Here is a 19,370-nt window from a genome sequence, read left to right as displayed (position 1 = left end):
CATTCCATAAGTGGGTCAGATTATAGCAATCTGTAGGGTGAGTGCTGTACCCCTAAAAGATGACAGTGAAATAAACGGTTGTTTTTAATTGAAAGCGCGGAGCTCACAACGCTCAGCCTTAACAACATAAGAAAGCGTCCAGACGAAAAAGTACCGGGTGAACGCCTTAGATATTGGATTCAATTGTTTCAATGAAATGTACGGGGTTGCCATGATTGATCAACAAGTCCCAATGCCTGCTGAGCCAATCGTCTCAGATAGACACCGGCCTCCTGCCGTGGAGCTTTCACGTGCCAGTGTCACGTTTGGACGGGATGACAAACGCCTATTAGCGCTCAGCTCAACCGATTTACGCATTGAGGAAGGAGAGTTCGTTGCACTGGTCGGCCCTTCCGGGTGTGGGAAATCCACCATTCTTAAATTGACCAGTGGATTGTTAGGCCCTTCCTCTGGTGTGGTGTTGGTGGGAGGGCGGGAAGTCGGTGCCAAAATGATGCGCATTGGCATGGCGTTTCAAAATCCCACGATGCTGCCTTGGCTTACCATTGAGCGCAACGTCATGTTGCCATTGAAAATTGTCGAGCCTTATCGGTCGGCATTCCGTCAGAAGTGTAAAGGGGAGTACCGCGACCGTGTCCACGAACTGCTCGCCGAAGTGGGGTTGTCGCGTTTTGCTGGGCACTACCCTTGGCAGCTTTCAGGCGGCATGTTGCAACGTGCCAACCTGTGTCGTGCGCTGATCCATGAACCGCAGCTACTGCTGCTGGATGAGCCTTTCGGTGCGCTGGATCAATTTACCCGAGAAGAGTTATGGGGCGCCCTGCAGTCCTTATGGATGAAGTTACGTCCAACGGTTTTGCTGGTGACCCATGATTTAAAAGAGGCCGGTTTTTTGGCGTCGCGTATCTGCGTTATGAGTGCCCGCCCAGGACGCATCATCAACGACTCACCTATCGACTTTCCGCGCCCCAGAACTGTGCCGATGACGTTTGAACCCCAGTTTGTGGAGCTCAATCAACGCTTGAGAGCAATGATTGAAGAAGCGCGTACGGATGCAGATAAAGAGGGAGAAGAGCTATGAAGTATGAAGTTCGCCGTCGGCTGTGGGCTGCTCTTCTCATTCTTGGCTTCTTTGTTGTTTGGGAACTGCTATGCATCATGCTCAATGTATCAGATCTCGTTTTACCGCGACCTAGTCAGGCATTAACCACACTGGTTTTACGCTTTGATGTCCTTTGGCCGCATATTCTGCAGACACTGATGACCACCATGGTTGGGTTTGCGCTGGGGGTTGTGGTGGGGGTCGTCATCGGCGCCTCAATCGGTGTGTCAAAAACAGCTTATGACACCGCATACCCGTTGCTTATCGGCTTTTCCTCCATTCCCAAGGTGGCGGTGGTGCCCATCCTGGTGTTGTGGTTTGGCGTCGGCACGGTGCCCGCAATACTGACAGCCCTCGCCATGTGCTTCTTTCCCATTGTGGTCAACATTGCCACCGGGCTGGCAACCACTGAACCCGATCTTGAAGATGTGCTGAAGGTTCTTGGAGCAAACAAGTTCGATATTCTGTGGAATGTTGGTTTACCCCGCACCATGCCCTTCTTTTTTGCCTCTTTGAAAATTGCCGTCACGTTTGCCTTTGTCGGCACGGTATTAGCCGAAACCGTCGCCTCAAACAGGGGGATAGGCAATGTGATGATGAAGGCGTCGTCCAACTTTGACGTGCCTTTGCTGTTCGCGGGTCTTTTCATCCTCTCAGGGCTGGGTGTCGCCCTATACGTCGTCTTTTCGTTGATCGAAAAGCGCGTCGCTGGCTGGGCGACCACCCGCCGCGATGATGCAACCATCATGTGATCGATAAACCTGACCAGTTCAGGAGCGAGCAGCATGAATCACTTATCCCAACGTCAAGGAGCAAATACAATGCGCAAGGCAATTCTTACTCCCCTGGCACTATCGGTTTTTCTGACCAGCACCGCGATGGCGGCAACGGATATTCGATTTACGCTTGGGTGGACGACCCAAGGATCGGATGCCGCGATGCTGCTGGCATTGAAGGAGGGCTACTTTGAAGATGAGGGCTTAAATGTCACGATTGACCAGGGTGAAGGTTCAGGAGCGACCGTTACCCGTATTATGTCCGGCACTTATGATGCAGGGTTTGGGGATATCAACGCGATTATCCAAAATGCCTCCACACGCCCTGACAGTGCGCCGGTCATGGTTTACAACATGTGGAGCAACTCACCCTTTGTGATTGTGTCCAAAAAAGAGACAGGCATCGAAACCCCGGCTGATCTTGAAGGTAAAACACTGGGAGGTTCGCAGGGAACGCCCACCACTCGCCTGCTGCCAGTGTTAACGCGTATCAACGACGTGGATCTGGATGCGATCAACATCGACAATATGGCGCCTAACCTGCAGGAACCCATGTTGATACGTGGTGATGTTGATGGCGTCATGGTGTTTAGTATTACCAGCTACTTTAACCTGCTGCTCAATCGGCAAGACCCAGAGGCGGATTTCAACTGGTTAAACTTCGGTGACTATGGCTTAGAGCTTTACTCGAACGGCGTGATGGTCTCCCAGGAGTTGCTGACCGAGAACCCTGACGCGGTCGCAGGGCTGGTACGCGCGATCAATCGTGCCGCGATTGAAATTGGCGTGGATCACGAAGCGGGGGGCGATGCCATTATGGCCTACGACAACCTTGTTAATCGTGATATCGAAATGCAGCGTATGCAGTTTGCCTATGAAAACCTGATCCTTTCTGATGAGAATGCCCAGCTTGGCATGGGGGATCTTGACGATGAGCGTTTGGCGAGGGCAATAGAACTCATCGTGGAGGGCTATGAGCTGGAGTCTACACCGGATGTTTCCGCGATTTTTACCCGCGAGTTTCTTCCCCCTCGTGAAGAGCGAAAGCTTACCTATGAAGCTCCCTAACTAGCTACTCCTTAAGCATAAATGCGGTGCCTCTTATTCATATAGAGGTGCCGTTTTTTATTGCTTATGCGGTATTGTAAGCCTTTAAGGCCGTGCAAAGGCGGCATTGCCATATGGCCTAACACCCTTTATAGATAATATCTGCCGACCTATCCAACGCCATTAAAGGGTAATACTGCATGTTCACTGGCTTAAGTGCATTTCCATTAACCCCTATGAACGAATCAGGTATCAACGAGAATGAGTTTGCCCGTTTAGTCCAGCACGTCGCTGAGGCGGGTGTGGACTCGATCGGTACGCTGGGCTCTACTGGGAGCTATGTTTACTTAAGTCGTGAGGAGCGTGGACGTATTGCCAAACTTGGCGTAGAAAACGCAGGCAGCGTGCCGGTGATCGTCGGCATCGGTGCGCTGCGCACCCGGGATGTGCTGGCATTGGCAGAAGATGCTCAGCGGGCAGGCGCCAGTGGTGTGCTGCTGGCCCCGGTCTCCTACCAGAAGCTCACTGATGATGAAGTATTCTCACATTATGAAACCGTATGCCGCTCGTTGAGCGTACCTCTGTGTGTTTATGATAATCCTGGCACTACACATTTTGAGTTCAGCGATGAGTTACATGGACGTATCGCCCAGTTGCCCCAGGTGCGTTCCATTAAGATTCCTCCGGTGGTCAACGACATCCATGCTGCTCGTGAGCGGGTCACCCGGCTACGCAAGCTGATCCCCAGTGATGTCACGATAGGTATTAGTGGCGACCCGGCAGCGGCGACAGGTTTAAATGCGGGCTGCGATGCCTGGTATTCCGTGGTGGGTGGGCTGTTTCCTGAGCAGGCGCTGGCGATCACCCGGGCCGCACTGGCAGGCGACACGCACAACACTAGCGCGCTTTCTGATGCGCTTGAGCCACTATGGGCGCTTTATCGTGACTACGGCGGCAGTCTGCGAGTGGCTGCTACCATGGCAGAGCTCTCTGGAAAGGTGAGCCAGCCTTGCCTCCCGCAGCCACTGAAAACATTGGAAGGTGACGACCGAAAGCGCGTTGCCCAGGTACTGGTGCAGCTGGGTTTAATGTAAGAGGCCGAAACCACAACGCCCAGTCAAAGGCCGGGCATCAGGTTGATGACACACCTTTTGCCCCGCTTCTTGGCGTAGTATCGAGTAACTCGTAGCAGGGGGCTTTCGCCATGGACGGCGAAAGTAGCGCCCACGGATGGGTTCACAGCGCCCCCGCATAGGGTTACTTGAGACTGCTATTGGTTACTGTTCAATCGATAAGTTCCAGCAGGCGGTCTGGGTAGTCGGTGAACAGGCCATTGACGCCCCAGTCCATCAAACGCTCCATCTCTTCCGGTTCGTTAACTGTATAAATATGGACAGGCAGGCCGTTTTCCTGGGCCTGGCGAATAAAGGCTTCGTCAATCACCACCTGCTGTTCATACATATGGTTGGTACCAATGCCCACCGCATACTCCGCTATCGCCTTAAAATCTTCATCGGTGATGTCATCCGGTGCGGGGGTTACGTCGGTCCACTCCTTAAGCTGGGTGTTGTCTTCCTCATCCGGGTGGTACCACACCAGTTGGATTAGCGGTATGTTCTCATTCAGTTCGTGTACTTTGAGCAGACTATCCTGTTCAAACGACTGCACCAGCACCCGGCCAGTATCAATCATATCGTGGGCTTCAAGTGCCTCTACCAAGGCCTCTTCCAAACCGGGGTTCAATTGCGGTGACTTGGTTTCAATGTAGTAGCGGGTATCGTGGCCGAAGTGCTCAAACAGTTCATCCAAGGTCAGAATTTCGGTGCCTTCAAATGCCGGGTCTGCGTTATCGGGGTACGCTTCATTAAACCAGGTGCCGGTATCCAGCGCCTTCAACTCTTCCAGGGTGTGGTCATTAATCTTGCCTTCACCATCACTGGTGCGGTCAATAGCGTCATCGTGGAATACCACCAGTTGGCCATCAGAGGTAATCTGAACATCCAATTCCAGATAATCGACGCCCCATTCATATGCCTGCTCATAAGATGCCAGCGTACTTTCCGGCGCATGGCCGCTGGCCCCACGGTGGGCAATCACTTGGAATGATTCCAGATCCTTTAGCTGTTGCTCCAGTGGTGAAGCTTCTGCCAGCGCAGCAGATGAGGTAGCAGCAGCGAAAAGACCCAGTGGAATGGCGGTAAACAGAGGATGACGTTGCATAGATATTCCTTTAATTGAATGTTCAGTTAATAACCCTACCTGCTTTTGAACGGTAATCCAAACTGCTAATGGTCAGAGGTTAGCAGCGGGCGAGCGGTTCTGCCTAACCTTTCACAGCGCAGGGGTTGCTCAACCACAAGCTGTGCCCCCCTCACGTGCTATGGGCTGGGCTGTTTACTGCTACTCTAAGTAAATCAAGCCTCCAATATGGACGTAAGAGCACTCGCTATGAATAAGCAGACAAAAAAGGCCACGTTAGTTATCCATACCCTTATCGCCCTGGCGGCGGGTATTGTGCTGGGCAGCATTATTCAGACCCAGGTAAATTTGGCTGCGCTGCAGAGTATGGGGGTAGAGATTTCAACCGGCAGAAGGGTGATGACCACTCTATGGGATCTGGTCACCTTCTCTCCCATCTATGGGCTGTTATTTTCGGTGGGTTTCCTGGTTTCCCAAACCATTGCGTTAATGATTTCGCGTCTGCTGTTGAACGGCACACACCGCATACTGCTCTGCTCGGTGGGGGCTGCCCTTGGGTTAATGGTAACGCTCTATCTTGTGAATCACTTTGCGCCGATGCCTACCCTGATAGCGGCAACGCGCAACACGCTGGGGTTCGTGGCCATGCTGGCGAGTGCCGCGTTTGCAGGGGCACTATTTGCCGCATTAAGGGGCTGGAGTGCCAAGCATCCCAGCAAGGTGGCTGGGTTTATTCTAGTGGTGGGCGTGGCTGGTTTGGTAATGGAGGCACCACCTGCGTTGGCGCAAGCCCCGGATGAAGGTCGGGACTATCAAATCGAAACACTCGCGGAAGGGTTAGAGCACCCTTGGTCCCTCGCTTTCCTGCCTGATGGCCGCATGCTGGTCACCGAGCGCCCAGGCCGGCTGCGCCTGCTAAGCGCAGAGGGCGATACTCTGGTGGAATCACTGGATGGCGTGCCTGACGTTTACGTTTCAGGCCAGGCGGGATTGTTTGATGTGTTGCCATCACCCCAGTTTGAAGAGGATCAACAGCTGTTTCTTAGCTATGCCTGTGGAGACTGGGATGCCAATCATACCTGCCTGTCCTACGGGATATTAACGGAAGAGGGGTTGGAAGAGGTCACGGAGATATTCCGCGTGACGCCCGCCAAACATGGCGATGCCCATTATGGCGGCCGCCTGGCCTGGTTACCGGACGAGACCTTGATGCTTACTCTGGGCGATGGGTTTGATTACCGTGAACAGGCGCAAAACCTGGAAAACCACATTGGCACCCTAGTGCGTTTAAACCGCGATGGCAGTGTGCCGGAGGATAACCCTTTTGTAGATCAGGCGAGTGCCCTGCCGGAAATCTATAGCTATGGACACCGTAATGTACAAGGGCTGGCATACGACGAAGAGCATCAGCGTTTGATTATCAACGAGCATGGCCCACGCGGTGGCGATGAGATCAATATTATTGACGCCGGAGCCAACTACGGCTGGCCCATTGCCACCACAGGGTTGGATTACACCGGCGCACGGGTAACGCCCTTTGAGGAGTACCCAGGCACTGTATCGCCGGTTCTGGAGTGGACACCCTCCATCGCGCCCTCTGGTCTGGCGATCTACACTGGCGAATTGTTCCCACAGTGGCAGGGTGATTTGCTCGTCGGGGCGCTGGTTAACCAGGAAGTACGCCGTGTGCGCTTGTCTGGTGATGGTACCAGCGCAGAGGATGTGGAGGGCCTGTTCGGTGAGTTGGAAGAGCGTATTCGTGATGTGCGGGTAGGCCCGGATGGCGCTATTTATCTGCTTACCGACAACCCTGAAGGCAGGGTGCTAAGGGTTACTCCTGCGGGTTAATGGTGGGCAGGGGCACAAACGGCGAATATGGAGACGAGCGGGTCGAGTGCTCTGATAAAGGTTGAATTATTCCTCTATGCCAGCACCTATAGTAAGTAACCAATATACTGGGTAAGTCATTCACAAGGAGACGTTATGACAACGTTAGTGGTTGGAGCAAATGGGCAGATTGGCAGGCAGTTTTGCGAACTTGCACAGCAAGCTGGTACTTCTATTAAAGCAATGATCCGCAATGACGAGCAGACTCAGTGGTTTAATAAGCGCGGTATTGAAACCGTAGTGGCTGATCTGGAAGGCGAGTTTGAGCACGCTTTTGAAGGGTGCGATCAAGTGGTCTTTACTGCTGGTTCCGGCCCCCACACCGGGCCAGATAAAACCCTTATGATTGATCTTTACGGTGCCATTCGCACAGCAGATATCGCCAGACAAAAAGGCCTTTCCCGTTACGTTATGATCAGCGCCCTGCGGGCTGAAAAGCCGCTGGAAGCACCTGAGAAAATGCGCCCCTATATGGCGGCCAAGTTCGCCGCTGATGCCTATCTGCGCAATAGTGGTGTCCCTTACGTCATCCTCAAACCTGGCCGTTTGACCGATGAAGCAGCCAGCCAGCAGTTTGCCAGTAGCGTGGATGAAGCGGGAGATAACCAAATCTCCCGAGCCAATGTAGCTCATGCGTTGCTACACGTGGTGCAACAATCCGGTGTGCTGAACAGAGAGTTCCCACTACTGGACGGTAAACGCTCAATTGACGAGATAATTGGAGAAGACCGCCCATGAAACCCGTCGATATTGGCCGTGCCTATGACCAGATTACTCACCTTTGGCAAAGCGATAAATTTAATCTTGCCAACGGCATAGAAGCGCACAAAAGGGCGCTATCGTTTGTTAAGAATCGGGGCCGGGCGCTGGATATCGGTTGTGGTTGCACCGGCCGCTTTATTAACCTGCTACAACAGGAAGGCTTTACTCCTGAAGGCGTGGATATTTCTGCTGAAATGCTGCGGCTGGCCCAGCTAAAGCACCCGAAGGTGACCTTTCATCATCAGGATATTTGCCAATGGCAGCCGTCTGAAAAGTATGACCTCATCACCGCCTGGGATAGCATCTGGCACATTCCGCTGGCACACCAGGAAAACGTAATAACCAACCTCATTAACAGCCTGAACGAGGGAGGAGTATTGCTCTTCTCCTTTGGCGGCACGGATGAACCCGGCGAGCACACTGATAGCTTTATGGGGCCGGAGGTTTACTACTCTACGCTTGGCACCAACGGCTTTTTATCCCTGCTGATTAAGCTGGGCGCGGTGTGCAAACATCTGGAGTACGACCAGTACCCGGAGCTGCATACCTACTTGATAGTGCAGAAGGGCTAAGCTTTAAGGGCTGTCAGTGCTCGTCTACCAATTCGCGCTTAAGCCATTCCATCAGGGGGCTACTGGCACGAACATTGGCTTGTTTCGGTAACCATAGGCAGAGGCTTGCCGGAGTTTCTATACTTCCCCAGGGAGCTATCAGCCTTCCGCTCTTCAAGTCGTCTTCCACCAGCAGCCTGGGTGCAATCGCCACCCCTAAGCCAGCTACCGCAGCCTCCATTAAGTAGTAAAGGTGATCAAACCCCTGGCCTTGGCTTAGAGCCTCTTCAAGTGGTGCCAACCCAAGCCCTTGGGCATTGGCCCATTGGGGCCATGCCTGTGGGCGCGATGCCGTGTACAACAGCTTATTGGCAAACAGCGATTCCGGCTTGGCCGCATCACACTGGGCTGCAAGCGGTGGGCTTGCTACCGCGCAAATCTGCTCTGGGATTAGCTCAATCACCTCTATTCCAGCAGGCCAGGGTGGCTCTGAAAAAGCCAGGGTGGCGCTGGCATCCATGTGCTGGCCGGGCTGCTCGCTTTCACTTACCACGACTTGCAGTTTCAATTGGGGCAGCTCGCGGTGCAGGCGGTCCAGCCGGGGAATCAGCCAACGCGCTAACAGGCTGCCAGGGCAGGCGAGAGTGAAGGGCGATTCCTCCACATCACGCTTGAGCGTTGCGCAACTATCTTTCAGGCGAGCGAACGCTTCACCTACACCGTTCTGGAGTCGTTCACCATGTGGGGTCAGCGCAATACCTCGGCCCGCTTTGGTAAATAGCGCAACGCCAAAATGCTCATCCAGGCTCTTTAATTGGCGGCTAACAGCCCCATGAGTAACACTTAACTCTTCGGCGGCGGCGGTCACGCTGCCTAGCCGGGCAGCGGCTTCAAAGGCGCGCAGTGCACTGAGTGGCGGCATGCTGTTTTGCATTGTTTGTCCTGTGTTGGCAGTCCTGCTTTAATAGTTGATCTCAGCTCACATATTACGGCTATCTTATCGATTTTTATCCTTGCCTGTCTGGGTTACTTTCACCTCAAGAGTTCACGACGATGTTTCGAGAGGTAGTGATGACCCAATTACAGCCCGATGCCAATGGCCTGTTTGGCCACTTCGGTGGCCGCTTTGTTGCCGAGACGCTAATGCCGCTGATTCTGGAGCTGCAAGGCGAATACGATGCCGCCAAAGAAGATAACGCCTTTCAACGTGATTTAGCCTACTTCCAGGGGGATTACGTTGGGCGCCCAAGCCCGCTCTATTTTGCCGAACGGTTAACGGAGCATTTTGGTGGTGCAAAGATCTACCTCAAGCGCGAAGAGCTCAACCATACTGGCGCCCACAAGATTAATAACTGCATCGGCCAGGTGTTACTGGCGAAGCGAATGGGCAAAAAGCGCATCATCGCCGAAACCGGTGCGGGTATGCACGGTGTTGCTACCGCCACGGTGGCGGCACGTTTTGGCCTGCCCTGTGTGATTTATATGGGAACAACCGATATTGAGCGTCAACAGCCTAATGTGTTTCGCATGAAACTGCTGGGGGCCGAGGTGATTCCTGTTACTTCTGGTACGGGCACGCTCAAGGACGCCATGAACGAAGCGCTGCGGGACTGGGTGACCAATGTGGATGACACCTTCTACATTATTGGCACTGTCGCCGGGCCGCACCCGTACCCCGCGATGGTACGCGACTTCCAGGCGGTAATCGGCCACGAGACCCGCGCCCAACTACACGAGAAAGAGGGGCGCCTGCCCGACTCGCTAGTGGCCTGTATTGGCGGCGGCTCAAATGCCATGGGCCTGTTTCACCCGTTTCTAAACGACGCAAGTGTGAAGATGATTGGCGTAGAAGCGGGTGGCAAAGGGGTGGAAAGCGGCCTGCATGCCGCCAGCCTGAATGGCGGTGCTCCAGGGGTGTTGCACGGTAACCGTACCTACCTGCTACAAAACGAAGATGGTCAGATTATCGATGCCCACTCCATCTCTGCCGGGCTTGATTACCCCGGTATTGGGCCGGAACACGCATGGCTGCACGAGCAGGGGCGGGTCGAGTACGTTTCCGCGACTGATGACGAAGCGTTGGAAGCGTTCCAAATTTGCTGCCGTCAGGAAGGCATTATCCCCGCCCTCGAAAGCGCCCATGCGTTGGCGGAAGTCGCCAAACGAGCACCTGACTTGCCACGCGACCACCTAATGGTGGTTAACCTGAGCGGCCGTGGCGACAAAGACATGATGAGCGTGGCCCACCACCTGGGCGAGAGGTTCCAATGAGTGCATCCGAGGAAATCACCATGCAGCGTACATCCCGTCTTGATCAATGTTTTGCCGCGCTTAAGGCCAACAACCGCCCAGCCCTGGTGAGCTACCTGACGGCGGGTGATCCGAATGCCGAAACCTCTAAGCGCCTGCTGCAAGGGCTGCCAGCGGCGGGTGTGGATATCATCGAACTCGGCATGCCGTTCAGCGACCCTATGGCCGATGGCCCCGCCATCCAGAAAGCCGCCCTGCGCGCGTTGGAAAATGGTCAAACCCAGGCCAAAACCCTGGAGATGGTGCGCAGCTTTCGCGAGCAGAACAGCACCACGCCCATTGTGCTGATGGGCTACTATAACCCCATTTACCGCTACGGTGTTGAGCGTTTTCTGGCGGATGCCGCCAGTGCTGGCGTCGATGGCCTGATCGTGGTGGATCTCCCCCCGGAGCATGACGAAGAACTCTGCCAGCCTGCGGCTCAACACGGCATCGATTTTATCCGCCTGGCGACGCCTACCACGGACGCCAAACGGTTACCCAAGGTGCTTAGCAACACCTCCGGATTTATCTACTATGTATCGGTGGCGGGGGTAACCGGTGTTAGTGCCCCCACACCGGAACGGCTGGAAAGTGCGGTGGGCCAATTGCGTGAACATACCCAACTGCCAATTGCCGTGGGCTTTGGGATTCGCACTGCCGGGCAGGCTGCCACCATTGGCCGCTTCAGCGATGCGGTGGTGGTGGGGTCTGCACTGGTGGATTGCATCGAACACGCCAGCACGCCTGATGAAGTCGTAGAGCGGGTGCATAGCCTTGCCAGTGAGTTGGCTGAAAGCGTAAGAGGGTGCCGGAAGGGGAGCTAGCCGCAAGTCTGTTGATACAACCACAGTAAAAAGAACGAGACATTAAAAGAGTAGGCCAGCCGGGCCTGCTCTTTTTTTGTCAGGCTGTTAGCCGCATTGGAAGACAGTATTAGGCGCGGCTGTACAGGTACTTACTCTTCACTAGGTTAATAAAAAATCGTATTCTGGTTGATCGCTGAACCTTTTCTTGTTGAAGTGAATAAAATATTTTGCTCTGAGGCGTTTTGTGATGAAACCGGTAGGTTATGCGTATCTGTATGAGCATTTAGGGTTGAGGGTATGTCCACCCGTTTACCCTGCGAGGGTACGCCCAGTCACACGTATCACGCTTATGGAGAAAGAAATCGCAGTACCTGCCGGGCGTGCGCCAGAAACATCGCTGCTTGACCATCTAATTTTCGCACTTAAACATGAAGGTATTGATCTCGCCATTCTGGCTGGCGCATTGCCACATCTGCCAGTAGAAGTGCTACAAAAGGCCCTGCAAGCCTCACCGAACGGTATCTATTTAAGAAAATTAGGTTATCTGTACGAAGCGTTAGTAAAGCGCTTGCCGTTCGATATAGTCGTTAGTGGCAGAGTAGTGCCTTTATTCGACCCTGAACGCTATATTACCGGCCCAGCAGTACGTGACAGCCGTTGGCGGATTGACTTCAACGGGCTAGGAACGCTGTGCAATCGTGCGGCGTACGCCAGAGATGACTGTACTACTTGAAGAAGATATTCTGGCTCAAGCTTCTACATTCATGGCCTCTTTACCCCCTGGAATGCTTGACCGTGCTATTCAATGGGCCTATCTCAGTGAAACCCAATCCTCGTTTGCCATTGAGCAAGAGTCGCCGTCGCCTGATAAGCAGCAACGCTTTATGCAGCTACTACGTCAAGCCCATGAACGTAAGCCGCTGACGGAAGCATATCTAGTCGAACTGCAAAATAGCACTATCAGTAATCCTTTCGGCAAAGCAGTGGCATTTCGTCACGAACAGAATTACTTGCATAATGGGTTACCGGGCGCGTTAGGCGTCAGCTATTTACCGCCTCCCCCTGCTCTTTGCGACGAGTTAATGGGAGCGCTAATGGCTTGGGCCAATCAACTCCCAGGAAGCGATTCAGCAGAGGGTGTCCCAGCTCTGGTAGCATCTGCGGTACTTTCCTTTGGATTTGTTTTTTTGCACCCTTTTATGGATGGTAATGGGCGCATTTCACGTTTTCTGATTCACCATACGTTGTGTCGAATGAATGGCCTTCCTCACGATAATCTTCTGCCTATATCGGTTGCCATGAAGCGCTATGAGGCTGATTATCTAGTAGCGCTAGAAGCGTTTTCAAAGCCAGCCCGTGAGCATTGGCGAGTAAGTTGGATAGATGCTGACCAATACAATTATGAGTATATGGGCATCGATGCGCTCTATCGCTATTGGGATGCGACTAACGCCGTGGCTTTTACCCTGAAAATGGCAAAAGTAGCGCTGGAAGATGAGTTGAAAGCAGAGACACGCTACCTTGCGTGTTTTGACCAGATCTGTAGGGTGGTGAATGCTAAGTTCGATATACGTGGAAGTGATTTAGCACGCCTAGTGATGGTGTGCTTAAGTAATGACGGACGCCTCTCCAACAACCGCCGGAAACAATTCCGCGACCAAGTACCAGAAGACGTGCTGGACGCCATTGAAGCAGAAGCTCAAGGCGTGCTTGAAGAGTATAGAAATCAGTGAGCAACGTGACTATTCAAGTAAACGGGTAAAGCCATGGCAGTGCTACCCGCTCCATGAGCCTTTTCGCGCCCCGCCATGCGGCGCTTATTCAACCGCAGCTGCGCAGGGTTGTTAGCCAGCACAGGGGGGGCTGCTGTTGGTGAAGAAAGAGTGAGCTCGCTCGCGCTGTCAGGATGATCGCTTAAATACTTACTCAGCGCATAATTGCTTACTATGAGACTTAAATGAAAACAGATACGACCATCGCACTCGCTCAACTACCTGTTATAAAAGGTGCAGTGGCCGAGAATCTTGAAACGCACCTTACCTATATGCAGCAAGCTGCCGTGCGAGGGGCCAATGTAGTGGTGTTTCCCGAGCTTTCGTTGACTGGTTATGAGCTTGAGCTATTAGAACAGCTAGCGATGCCAAAAGATTCAGAGGTGTTCAGCACGCTTTCCACAGCCGCCGTTGCCCATAATATCGTCGTGATAGCAGGCTGCTCGCTCGTTAGTGAAGGCAGAAAACCGCAGCTCGGTGCTGTAATCTGTTTCCCCAGCGGAGAGCGAGAGTTCTACGCAAAGCAGTACCTGCACGAAGGAGAAGAGGTTTACTGTTCGGCAGGCAACGAAAGTTATCTATTTACGGTTAATGGTATTCGAATAGCCTTGGCTATTTGTGCAGATTTCGCCAATCCCGCTCATTCAGAAGCGGCTGCCGCCCAGCAAGCGGACGTATATATTGCCAGTGCGCTGATATCTGAAGCAGGATACCAGGCTGATGCGCAGCTACTTGCCGCCATGGCCAAACGCCATCAAATCCCTGTGCTGCTTGCTAACCACATCTCCAATACAGGCGGCTGGCAAACCTGCGGCAAAAGCGGCGCCTGGAATGTCAATGGTGAGCTAACCATTGCTGCGAACGGCAGCGATCCTGGCCTAGTGCTATGCCATGTTAGCCAAGGGATGTTGAATAATGATATGTATACCGAAAAATCGAGAACCGATACACCCGGGTGAAATGTTGCTAGAAGAGTTTTTGCAGCCCATGGATATTACCCAGCGCGAGTTGGTGACTGCGATCTAATCTATGTGTCTTATCAGCGAATTAATGAACTGGTAAACAGAAAGCTCGGGGGTCTGCACTTCCCCCAGCAACGCGGAGCAGTTAGAGCACGACGATATATTAAGCATTCAAGATGTGTCGTATTGGCAGAAAATGGCGTAAATATGCTGGATATAAAATAGTACTTGCCGATGGTTACGTCCCCTATTAATGGAAGGCAGTGACCAATAAAGCTTTTAAAAACTCGAGAGAACCAATGGGAAAGCTCTTTTCACTAATTGTAATCGTAGCGCTTGGCTACGCTGGCACTTATTTCTATTACGGCGTTGTCGTTGAGCGGGAAATCCAAGAACAGTTGGATAGCCGTGGACTCTCTTCAGTTAGCATTGATAACGTTGAGTATGATTTGCTGGCGCCCATTAGTACCTCCGCGGATATAGCTGTCACCGTCACTTATCGCGGCTCTCAAGCAACGCTGGATTTGGCAGTCCAGGGCCACCCCTTGTTTTCTGATGAGGTAACTGTCGAATTTGATGGCCTACAAGCCCTGCGACTGGGCATCAGCTTGGGGCAGTAAGCGGCACCCACACATGCTCATAAGCAATTGAAAACGCAACGGCGACCAGCAGCCCCGCCATCAGCCAATTGAACCATTTAACGATTCCCGTGCTTTTAATACGGTTACCTAACAGACTACCCATAACGATGTAGCTGCCAGGCGCACCACCGGCCAGCATGGCGAGCCCAAAGGCCCACACCACTAAACTAAGCCCGTGAATGTCAGCGGCAGGAAACTGCAGGGTGGTAATCGGTAAGGTAGCCATCAGGGCTTTCGGATTCAGCAATTGCATGACTAACCCATCGCGAAAACTGAGCAGCCGAGGAGCATCGTCTGGTGAGCTTAAATCAGTGCTTGAGCGGGCAAGCTTGATCGCGAGATAAACGATATAACTGCAGCCCAGCGCGCTGACTACCACCAGCGCGTCATTGTCGATCCATGCAGCGCCCGCCCAGCCCAAAACTAACAAGTACACCAGCATCGCGGTGCCCACGCCAAGGCAAAATCCAACCGATTGCCTGGCTTGGCCACTGATACCAACGTTCAAGCCAAGCAGATTCACTGGCCCAGGCGAATACATAGCGCCCAGGGCATAGGCGACAATTGCTAGCATGGTAAAACCTCTATATTTCGTATTTAGGTGTTAGCGCGCAATATCACGCTGGTACTGGTGGGGTGTCATGCCGTAAATACGCTTAAAACGACGATTGAAATGGCTTAGGTCTGCAAAGCCATAGCGCAGGGCTACCTCCGTCAGGGAAGTGCCACTGTCTAGTGCGGAACGGGACGCATTAATCCGCCAATTAATCACATATTGATGCGGCGTAAGGCCGTAGTGCTGACGAAACAGTCGCAAGAAATGGTATTTAGACAGGTGCGCCGCCTGGCTGATGTCATCAAGGGAGATATCCGTATCCAGGTGGGCGTGGATATACTCCTTTGCCAAGCTTAGCAGTGCATCGGGCCGTGTGGTCACCTGGCTGGGCGGAGCAATGCCGCCGAGTTGTACGGTTCGCTCGACTATCTGATAAAGCGCGTTCTCCTGATCAATACAGCTACCGGCGTGAGAGGTGACTAAGCGCGACAGTTCCAGAATGGTATTGCGCAGCCGAACATCCTGAATAAGCGTGCTACGCGAGCGAAAGCTTTTGCTGTTTTCATGCCCAAGGACATCCGCAAATAGGGCGTTAACCTGCTCAGGGTGCACATATACCATCAGGTAATCCAGAGCGTGCTCGCCGCCTGGTTCACCGTCGTGAACTTCTTCTGGATTGAACAGAATAACGTTGCCTGGAGGGCTGCGATGGAACTGCCCGCCGCTGAAGAAATCCTGACGACCCGCCAAGGTTACACCGAAGGCATACTCCTCATGAGCGTGGCGGTCGTAGCTGAAATCCTCAATGGCCGCATGCAGCACCGTTAGCGTTGGCACATGCTGGCTTTTAATGAACTGAAACCGGCTTGCGTTACCCATGCCGTCCCCTCCTGATTAGTCACGCTACTTAGCTTAGGTCAGCTATGCTTTCAAATGCTTGTACATAATTGCTAATCGCCTGTGCCAGTGAACTGGATGAGCGTTAGGGGGGATTAATCAAAGAGGAAGGAGCATGAAAGTCCATTATCTGGAAATTGTATCGCTAGATATAGATGCCGTCTGCCAAGTATACGAGAGCACTCATGGCACCAAGTTTGGTGCACCCGACGCATTACTTGGTGGAGCGAGAATCTGCCAATTACCTGATGGCTCTTCCGTTGGAGTAAGAGGTCCCCTAAGGGAGATAGAAGAGCCAGTGGCTCGGCCTTATTGGCTCGTTGACGATATAGACTCGGCGATTTCCAACATTGAGGCTCAGGGGGCGCAGATTGCTATGGCACCCACGGAAATTCCTGGCAAGGGTAAGTTCGCCATTTATATTCTCGGTGCTAACGAGCATGGGCTTTGGCAAATTTAAGGTGTGAGCAGCAAGGCGGTGTAAGATGATTAAAAGGTGAAACATGCATCACTCAGCAACACGGTGGGTTGCAAAGCTTGTATCATGGCAGGTCTTCCCATTGTCATCAGAGGTATTTGTCCAATGAACCATTGATGCTGCCGTTGTTTATGACGCCAGTCTCCACCAGCCCCTGGAAGCAGGGGGAGCGCTTGGCATCTTTGGAATCAAACATGACAAATACCTATCTCACCTTGAAAGGTGTCTGCTACGTTTTGTCGGATGGCAGAACGCTGTTTACAGACCTTCACAAGCAGTTCGATAGCCGCCCCACCGGGCTGGTTGGGCGCAATGGTGTCGGTAAAACCGTATTAGCTAAAATCCTCGCGGGCCTGTTTCCACCCACGGCTGGCGATTGCCAGCGCCCTGGCAGAGTACATTACCTTGCCCAACAAGTGGCACCGCCAGAGGGTGCTTCTGTTGCAGAGCTTGCGGGTGTTCAAACAGTTCTGGATGCACTGGCACGAATTGAGGCGGGCAGTGTAGCCCTGGAAGATTTTGAGGCAGTTAATGATCGTTGGGATATGCATCAGCGATTTCGCCATGAACTTGACTGTATTGGCTTAGGCCACCTGGAGGCCAGTACACCCGCGGGCACGTTGAGTGGTGGTGAAGCCATGCGGGTAGCCTTAATGGGGGCGATGCTCTCGGAAGCGGATTTTCTGATACTCGATGAGCCAAGCAATCACCTCGACCGGCCGAATCGCCAAGCGCTTATCGAACAGCTACAGCAGTGGTCGCGCGGGCTGATTGTGGTTAGTCACGACCGACAGTTACTCGAATCCATGGAGCGTATCGTGGAGTTGTCTGCCTTAGGGCTGAATAGCTACGGAGGCAACTACTCGTTCTACGCTCAAGCGAAGGCACATGAACAGCAAAACGCTGTTGACCAACTCAATAAACACAAGCTGGAGCGCCAACGCCAAGAACGGGTGATGCGCAAGCAGCGTGAACGCCAGGAGAAACGCCAGGCCCACGGTAACCGGCAGGGTAAGGTGGCTAATCAAGCCAAGATTCTGCTGGATCGCCAGAAAGAACGCAGCGAAACCTCGGCAGGTGCACTGCGGCAACAGCAAGCAGCCAGTCAGGCGCAACTTAACCAACGTATACTTGAGGCCGCAAAGCAAGTCGAAGATGAGTCACACATTACCTTGCATAATATTCCAATCGCTCAGGCATCAAAGCGCTGGCTGGCAGAATTGGAGGGGGTAGAGCTGCCTTTCGTAACGGGGGCCACTCGCCACATTAATCTAGCGCTAAGAGGGCGGCAGCGCATCGGTATTGTCGGCCCCAACGGCTGCGGTAAATCCACGCTGCTTCGCGTGCTAGCAGGCCAAGTAAAACCATTATCCGGAAGCTGCAACGTAACGCCTGAAAGCGCCTATCTTGATCAGCGATTAGCGAGCCTAAATCCAGAAAAGACGCTGCTCGAACAACTGCAACTGGCCAACCGAGCAGCGACTGAAGGAGAGTTACGCATGCGGCTGGCCCAACTAGGCTTAGACGCGCAGAAGAGCACCACACCCAGCGGGCTGCTAAGTGGCGGTGAGCGATTAAAAGGCGCACTGGCCTGCATCCTCTACGCCGATTCGCCCCCGCAATTGTTGCTGCTAGACGAGCCAAATAACCATCTTGACCTGCCTTCTCTAAAGGCACTGGAAACCATGCTGAGCAGTTACCAAGGCGCCTTACTGGTGATATCCCACGATGATGCATTTTTGGAAAACCTGGCATTAACAGAGCAGTTGCAAGCAACCGAAAAAGGCTGGCATCTGGAGCCGGTTTAGCCTTAATGCCTAATAGCATTCAGCCCAGTGTTGTGCCTTATTAACTACGATGCAATAAGCAGTAGGTGGGAAGTGATGACTAACTCACTTAGCCAAACGTTAACCATCAACTAAAAACTAATTAGCCAAGGGTGGGATTAATCAGAATTAGCTGCTAGGCTAAATTTATTAGAGCGAAAAAACGCCGCAGGGAACAACCTAATGCCAAATGCCCCATGCATTGAGCTTCACCATGCCCGTAAGCGCTTGCAGGCGCATGCCAACAGCATTTTGTTAGCTAACTCCACTAACAGGTTTGAACTCCGCAAGCACGACTACCTGCCACGCTACTCTTCCTCACGCGATGAAGTGAGGATAAAACTGCTCACCGTTTCAGAGACCACCACGTATTGCCCCTTTAAAGGCTATGCGGTGACTTTCTCTCTGAGTGACATTCAGGATATGCCTCGAGCTACGAAAAGCCGATTGAGGTAATTGCAGGCAGGATGGCAGTTGGAGGGGAGCATATGAACGTGCCGGTAGTATGATCTATGCATGGAGTAGCAGATAGTATTATTGAAATGGCAAAACGCGCCGGCACGCGAATTTTGGATATACTGCCAGGGTTTGATGTGATTTTAATAAAATCAATGGGATGGTGTGGCTACATAACCTTAATGAATGTGCCGTCACGTTCATCCATGTTATGTAGCTGGCTGTATATCCCCTGTTATTTGCGCGATAGCGAGCGAGACCCACTATCAGCCTAGTACATGCAGTAGAAAATGCTGTATACCCAAACAGCATATTGAGGCTGGCTGATATGAGAACAAAGTCTAGGAAATGAAATTGACA

General features: G+C 52.8%; 20 protein-coding genes. 16 read left to right on the top strand and 4 right to left on the bottom strand.

The window, feature by feature from the left end; genetic code table 11:
• Positions 1 to 211: 211 nt before the first annotated feature.
• The 4 genes from HP566_RS03270 (at position 212) to HP566_RS03255 (ending at position 4,019) form a co-directional block, all read left to right on the top strand.
• Positions 212 to 1,081 carry an ABC transporter ATP-binding protein gene (locus HP566_RS03270; RefSeq protein WP_249975834.1) on the top strand — a complete coding sequence of 290 codons (870 nt, stop codon included), beginning with the start codon at positions 212 to 214 and terminating at the stop codon, positions 1,079 to 1,081.
• Positions 1,078 to 1,854 carry an ABC transporter permease gene (locus tag HP566_RS03265; protein WP_249975833.1) on the top strand — a complete coding sequence of 259 codons (777 nt, stop codon included), beginning with the start codon at positions 1,078 to 1,080 and terminating at the stop codon, positions 1,852 to 1,854. Before HP566_RS03270 ends, HP566_RS03265 begins: the two co-directional genes overlap by 4 nt.
• 69 nt (positions 1,855 to 1,923) lie before the next feature.
• The gene (locus HP566_RS03260; protein ID WP_249975832.1) at positions 1,924 to 2,946 is read left to right on the top strand and encodes an ABC transporter substrate-binding protein; all 1,023 of its coding nucleotides are present in this window, start codon (positions 1,924 to 1,926) and stop codon (positions 2,944 to 2,946) included.
• A 179-nt stretch (positions 2,947 to 3,125) separates the two neighbouring features.
• The gene (locus tag HP566_RS03255) at positions 3,126 to 4,019 is read left to right on the top strand and encodes a dihydrodipicolinate synthase family protein (protein ID WP_249975831.1); all 894 of its coding nucleotides are present in this window, start codon (positions 3,126 to 3,128) and stop codon (positions 4,017 to 4,019) included.
• Between the two features lie 190 nt (positions 4,020 to 4,209).
• Here HP566_RS03255 and HP566_RS03250 read toward each other — a convergent pair whose 3' ends face one another.
• Complete coding sequence (locus HP566_RS03250; RefSeq protein WP_249975830.1) at positions 4,210 to 5,145, bottom strand: glycerophosphodiester phosphodiesterase; 936 nt, start codon at positions 5,143 to 5,145, stop codon at positions 4,210 to 4,212.
• A 228-nt stretch (positions 5,146 to 5,373) separates the two neighbouring features.
• On the opposite strand from HP566_RS03250, the gene HP566_RS03245 reads away from it, so the two are divergent.
• The 3 genes from HP566_RS03245 (at position 5,374) to HP566_RS03235 (ending at position 8,345) form a co-directional block, all read left to right on the top strand.
• The gene (locus HP566_RS03245) at positions 5,374 to 6,972 is read left to right on the top strand and encodes a PQQ-dependent sugar dehydrogenase (protein ID WP_249975829.1); all 1,599 of its coding nucleotides are present in this window, start codon (positions 5,374 to 5,376) and stop codon (positions 6,970 to 6,972) included.
• A gap of 135 nt (positions 6,973 to 7,107) precedes the next feature.
• A complete protein-coding gene (locus tag HP566_RS03240; protein WP_249975828.1) occupies positions 7,108 to 7,749 on the top strand; it encodes an SDR family oxidoreductase in 642 nt (213 codons plus the stop codon).
• Entirely contained in the window at positions 7,746 to 8,345 is a 600-nt protein-coding gene (locus HP566_RS03235; RefSeq protein ID WP_249975827.1) for a class I SAM-dependent methyltransferase, read from the top strand. Before HP566_RS03240 ends, HP566_RS03235 begins: the two co-directional genes overlap by 4 nt.
• Before the next feature lie 13 nt (positions 8,346 to 8,358).
• Here the strand turns inward: HP566_RS03235 and HP566_RS03230 are convergent, their stop codons facing one another.
• Complete coding sequence (locus tag HP566_RS03230) at positions 8,359 to 9,258, bottom strand: LysR family transcriptional regulator (protein WP_249975826.1); 900 nt, start codon at positions 9,256 to 9,258, stop codon at positions 8,359 to 8,361.
• Positions 9,259 to 9,395: 137 nt separating this feature from the next.
• Here HP566_RS03230 and trpB point away from each other — a divergent pair, with 137 nt between their 5' ends.
• The 6 genes from trpB to HP566_RS03200 all read left to right on the top strand — a co-directional run bounded on the left by trpB (position 9,396) and on the right by HP566_RS03200 (position 14,776).
• Positions 9,396 to 10,595 carry a tryptophan synthase subunit beta gene (gene trpB / locus HP566_RS03225; RefSeq protein ID WP_249975825.1) on the top strand — a complete coding sequence of 400 codons (1,200 nt, stop codon included), beginning with the start codon at positions 9,396 to 9,398 and terminating at the stop codon, positions 10,593 to 10,595.
• Positions 10,596 to 10,615: 20 nt separating this feature from the next.
• Entirely contained in the window at positions 10,616 to 11,440 is an 825-nt protein-coding gene (gene trpA, locus HP566_RS03220; RefSeq protein WP_249975824.1) for a tryptophan synthase subunit alpha, read from the top strand.
• Between the two features lie 229 nt (positions 11,441 to 11,669).
• Positions 11,670 to 12,155 (top strand): hypothetical protein, encoded by a 486-nt coding sequence (locus HP566_RS03215; RefSeq protein WP_249975823.1) that lies wholly within the window; start codon positions 11,670 to 11,672, stop codon positions 12,153 to 12,155.
• Entirely contained in the window at positions 12,139 to 13,155 is a 1,017-nt protein-coding gene (locus HP566_RS03210) for a Fic family protein (protein ID WP_249975822.1), read from the top strand. Before HP566_RS03215 ends, HP566_RS03210 begins: the two co-directional genes overlap by 17 nt.
• Before the next feature lie 224 nt (positions 13,156 to 13,379).
• Complete coding sequence (locus tag HP566_RS03205) at positions 13,380 to 14,153, top strand: carbon-nitrogen hydrolase family protein (protein ID WP_249975821.1); 774 nt, start codon at positions 13,380 to 13,382, stop codon at positions 14,151 to 14,153.
• 302 nt (positions 14,154 to 14,455) lie between these two features.
• Complete coding sequence (locus tag HP566_RS03200; RefSeq protein ID WP_249975820.1) at positions 14,456 to 14,776, top strand: hypothetical protein; 321 nt, start codon at positions 14,456 to 14,458, stop codon at positions 14,774 to 14,776.
• Here the strand turns inward: HP566_RS03200 and HP566_RS03195 are convergent.
• Both HP566_RS03195 and HP566_RS03190 read right to left on the bottom strand, forming a co-directional pair.
• Positions 14,760 to 15,371: a LysE family translocator gene (locus tag HP566_RS03195; protein ID WP_249975819.1), complete on the bottom strand. Its 612-nt coding sequence runs from the start codon at positions 15,369 to 15,371 to the stop codon at positions 14,760 to 14,762. The two genes, HP566_RS03200 and HP566_RS03195, sit on opposite strands and share 17 nt — an antisense overlap.
• A gap of 30 nt (positions 15,372 to 15,401) precedes the next feature.
• Entirely contained in the window at positions 15,402 to 16,232 is an 831-nt protein-coding gene (locus HP566_RS03190; RefSeq protein ID WP_249975818.1) for a helix-turn-helix transcriptional regulator, read from the bottom strand.
• A 133-nt stretch (positions 16,233 to 16,365) separates the two neighbouring features.
• Between HP566_RS03190 and HP566_RS03185 the strand changes: the two genes are divergently transcribed.
• The 3 genes from HP566_RS03185 to HP566_RS21810 all read left to right on the top strand — a co-directional run bounded on the left by HP566_RS03185 (position 16,366) and on the right by HP566_RS21810 (position 19,010).
• Positions 16,366 to 16,710, top strand: a complete 345-nt coding sequence (locus HP566_RS03185) for a VOC family protein (RefSeq protein ID WP_249975817.1) — start codon at positions 16,366 to 16,368, stop codon at positions 16,708 to 16,710.
• A gap of 212 nt (positions 16,711 to 16,922) precedes the next feature.
• Positions 16,923 to 18,536, top strand: coding sequence for an ABC-F family ATP-binding cassette domain-containing protein (locus HP566_RS03180; protein WP_249975816.1), 1,614 nt, complete (start codon positions 16,923 to 16,925; stop codon positions 18,534 to 18,536).
• A gap of 201 nt (positions 18,537 to 18,737) precedes the next feature.
• A complete protein-coding gene (locus tag HP566_RS21810) occupies positions 18,738 to 19,010 on the top strand; it encodes a DUF427 domain-containing protein (RefSeq protein ID WP_425348167.1) in 273 nt (90 codons plus the stop codon).
• Positions 19,011 to 19,370 lie beyond the last annotated feature (360 nt).

This window comes from Vreelandella olivaria, assembly GCF_023507745.1.
Taxonomy (GTDB): Bacteria; Pseudomonadota; Gammaproteobacteria; order Pseudomonadales; family Halomonadaceae; genus Vreelandella; species Vreelandella olivaria_A.
The sequence above is the reverse complement of the archived record's forward strand: the minus strand, read 5'-3'. Positions and strand labels throughout refer to the sequence as shown.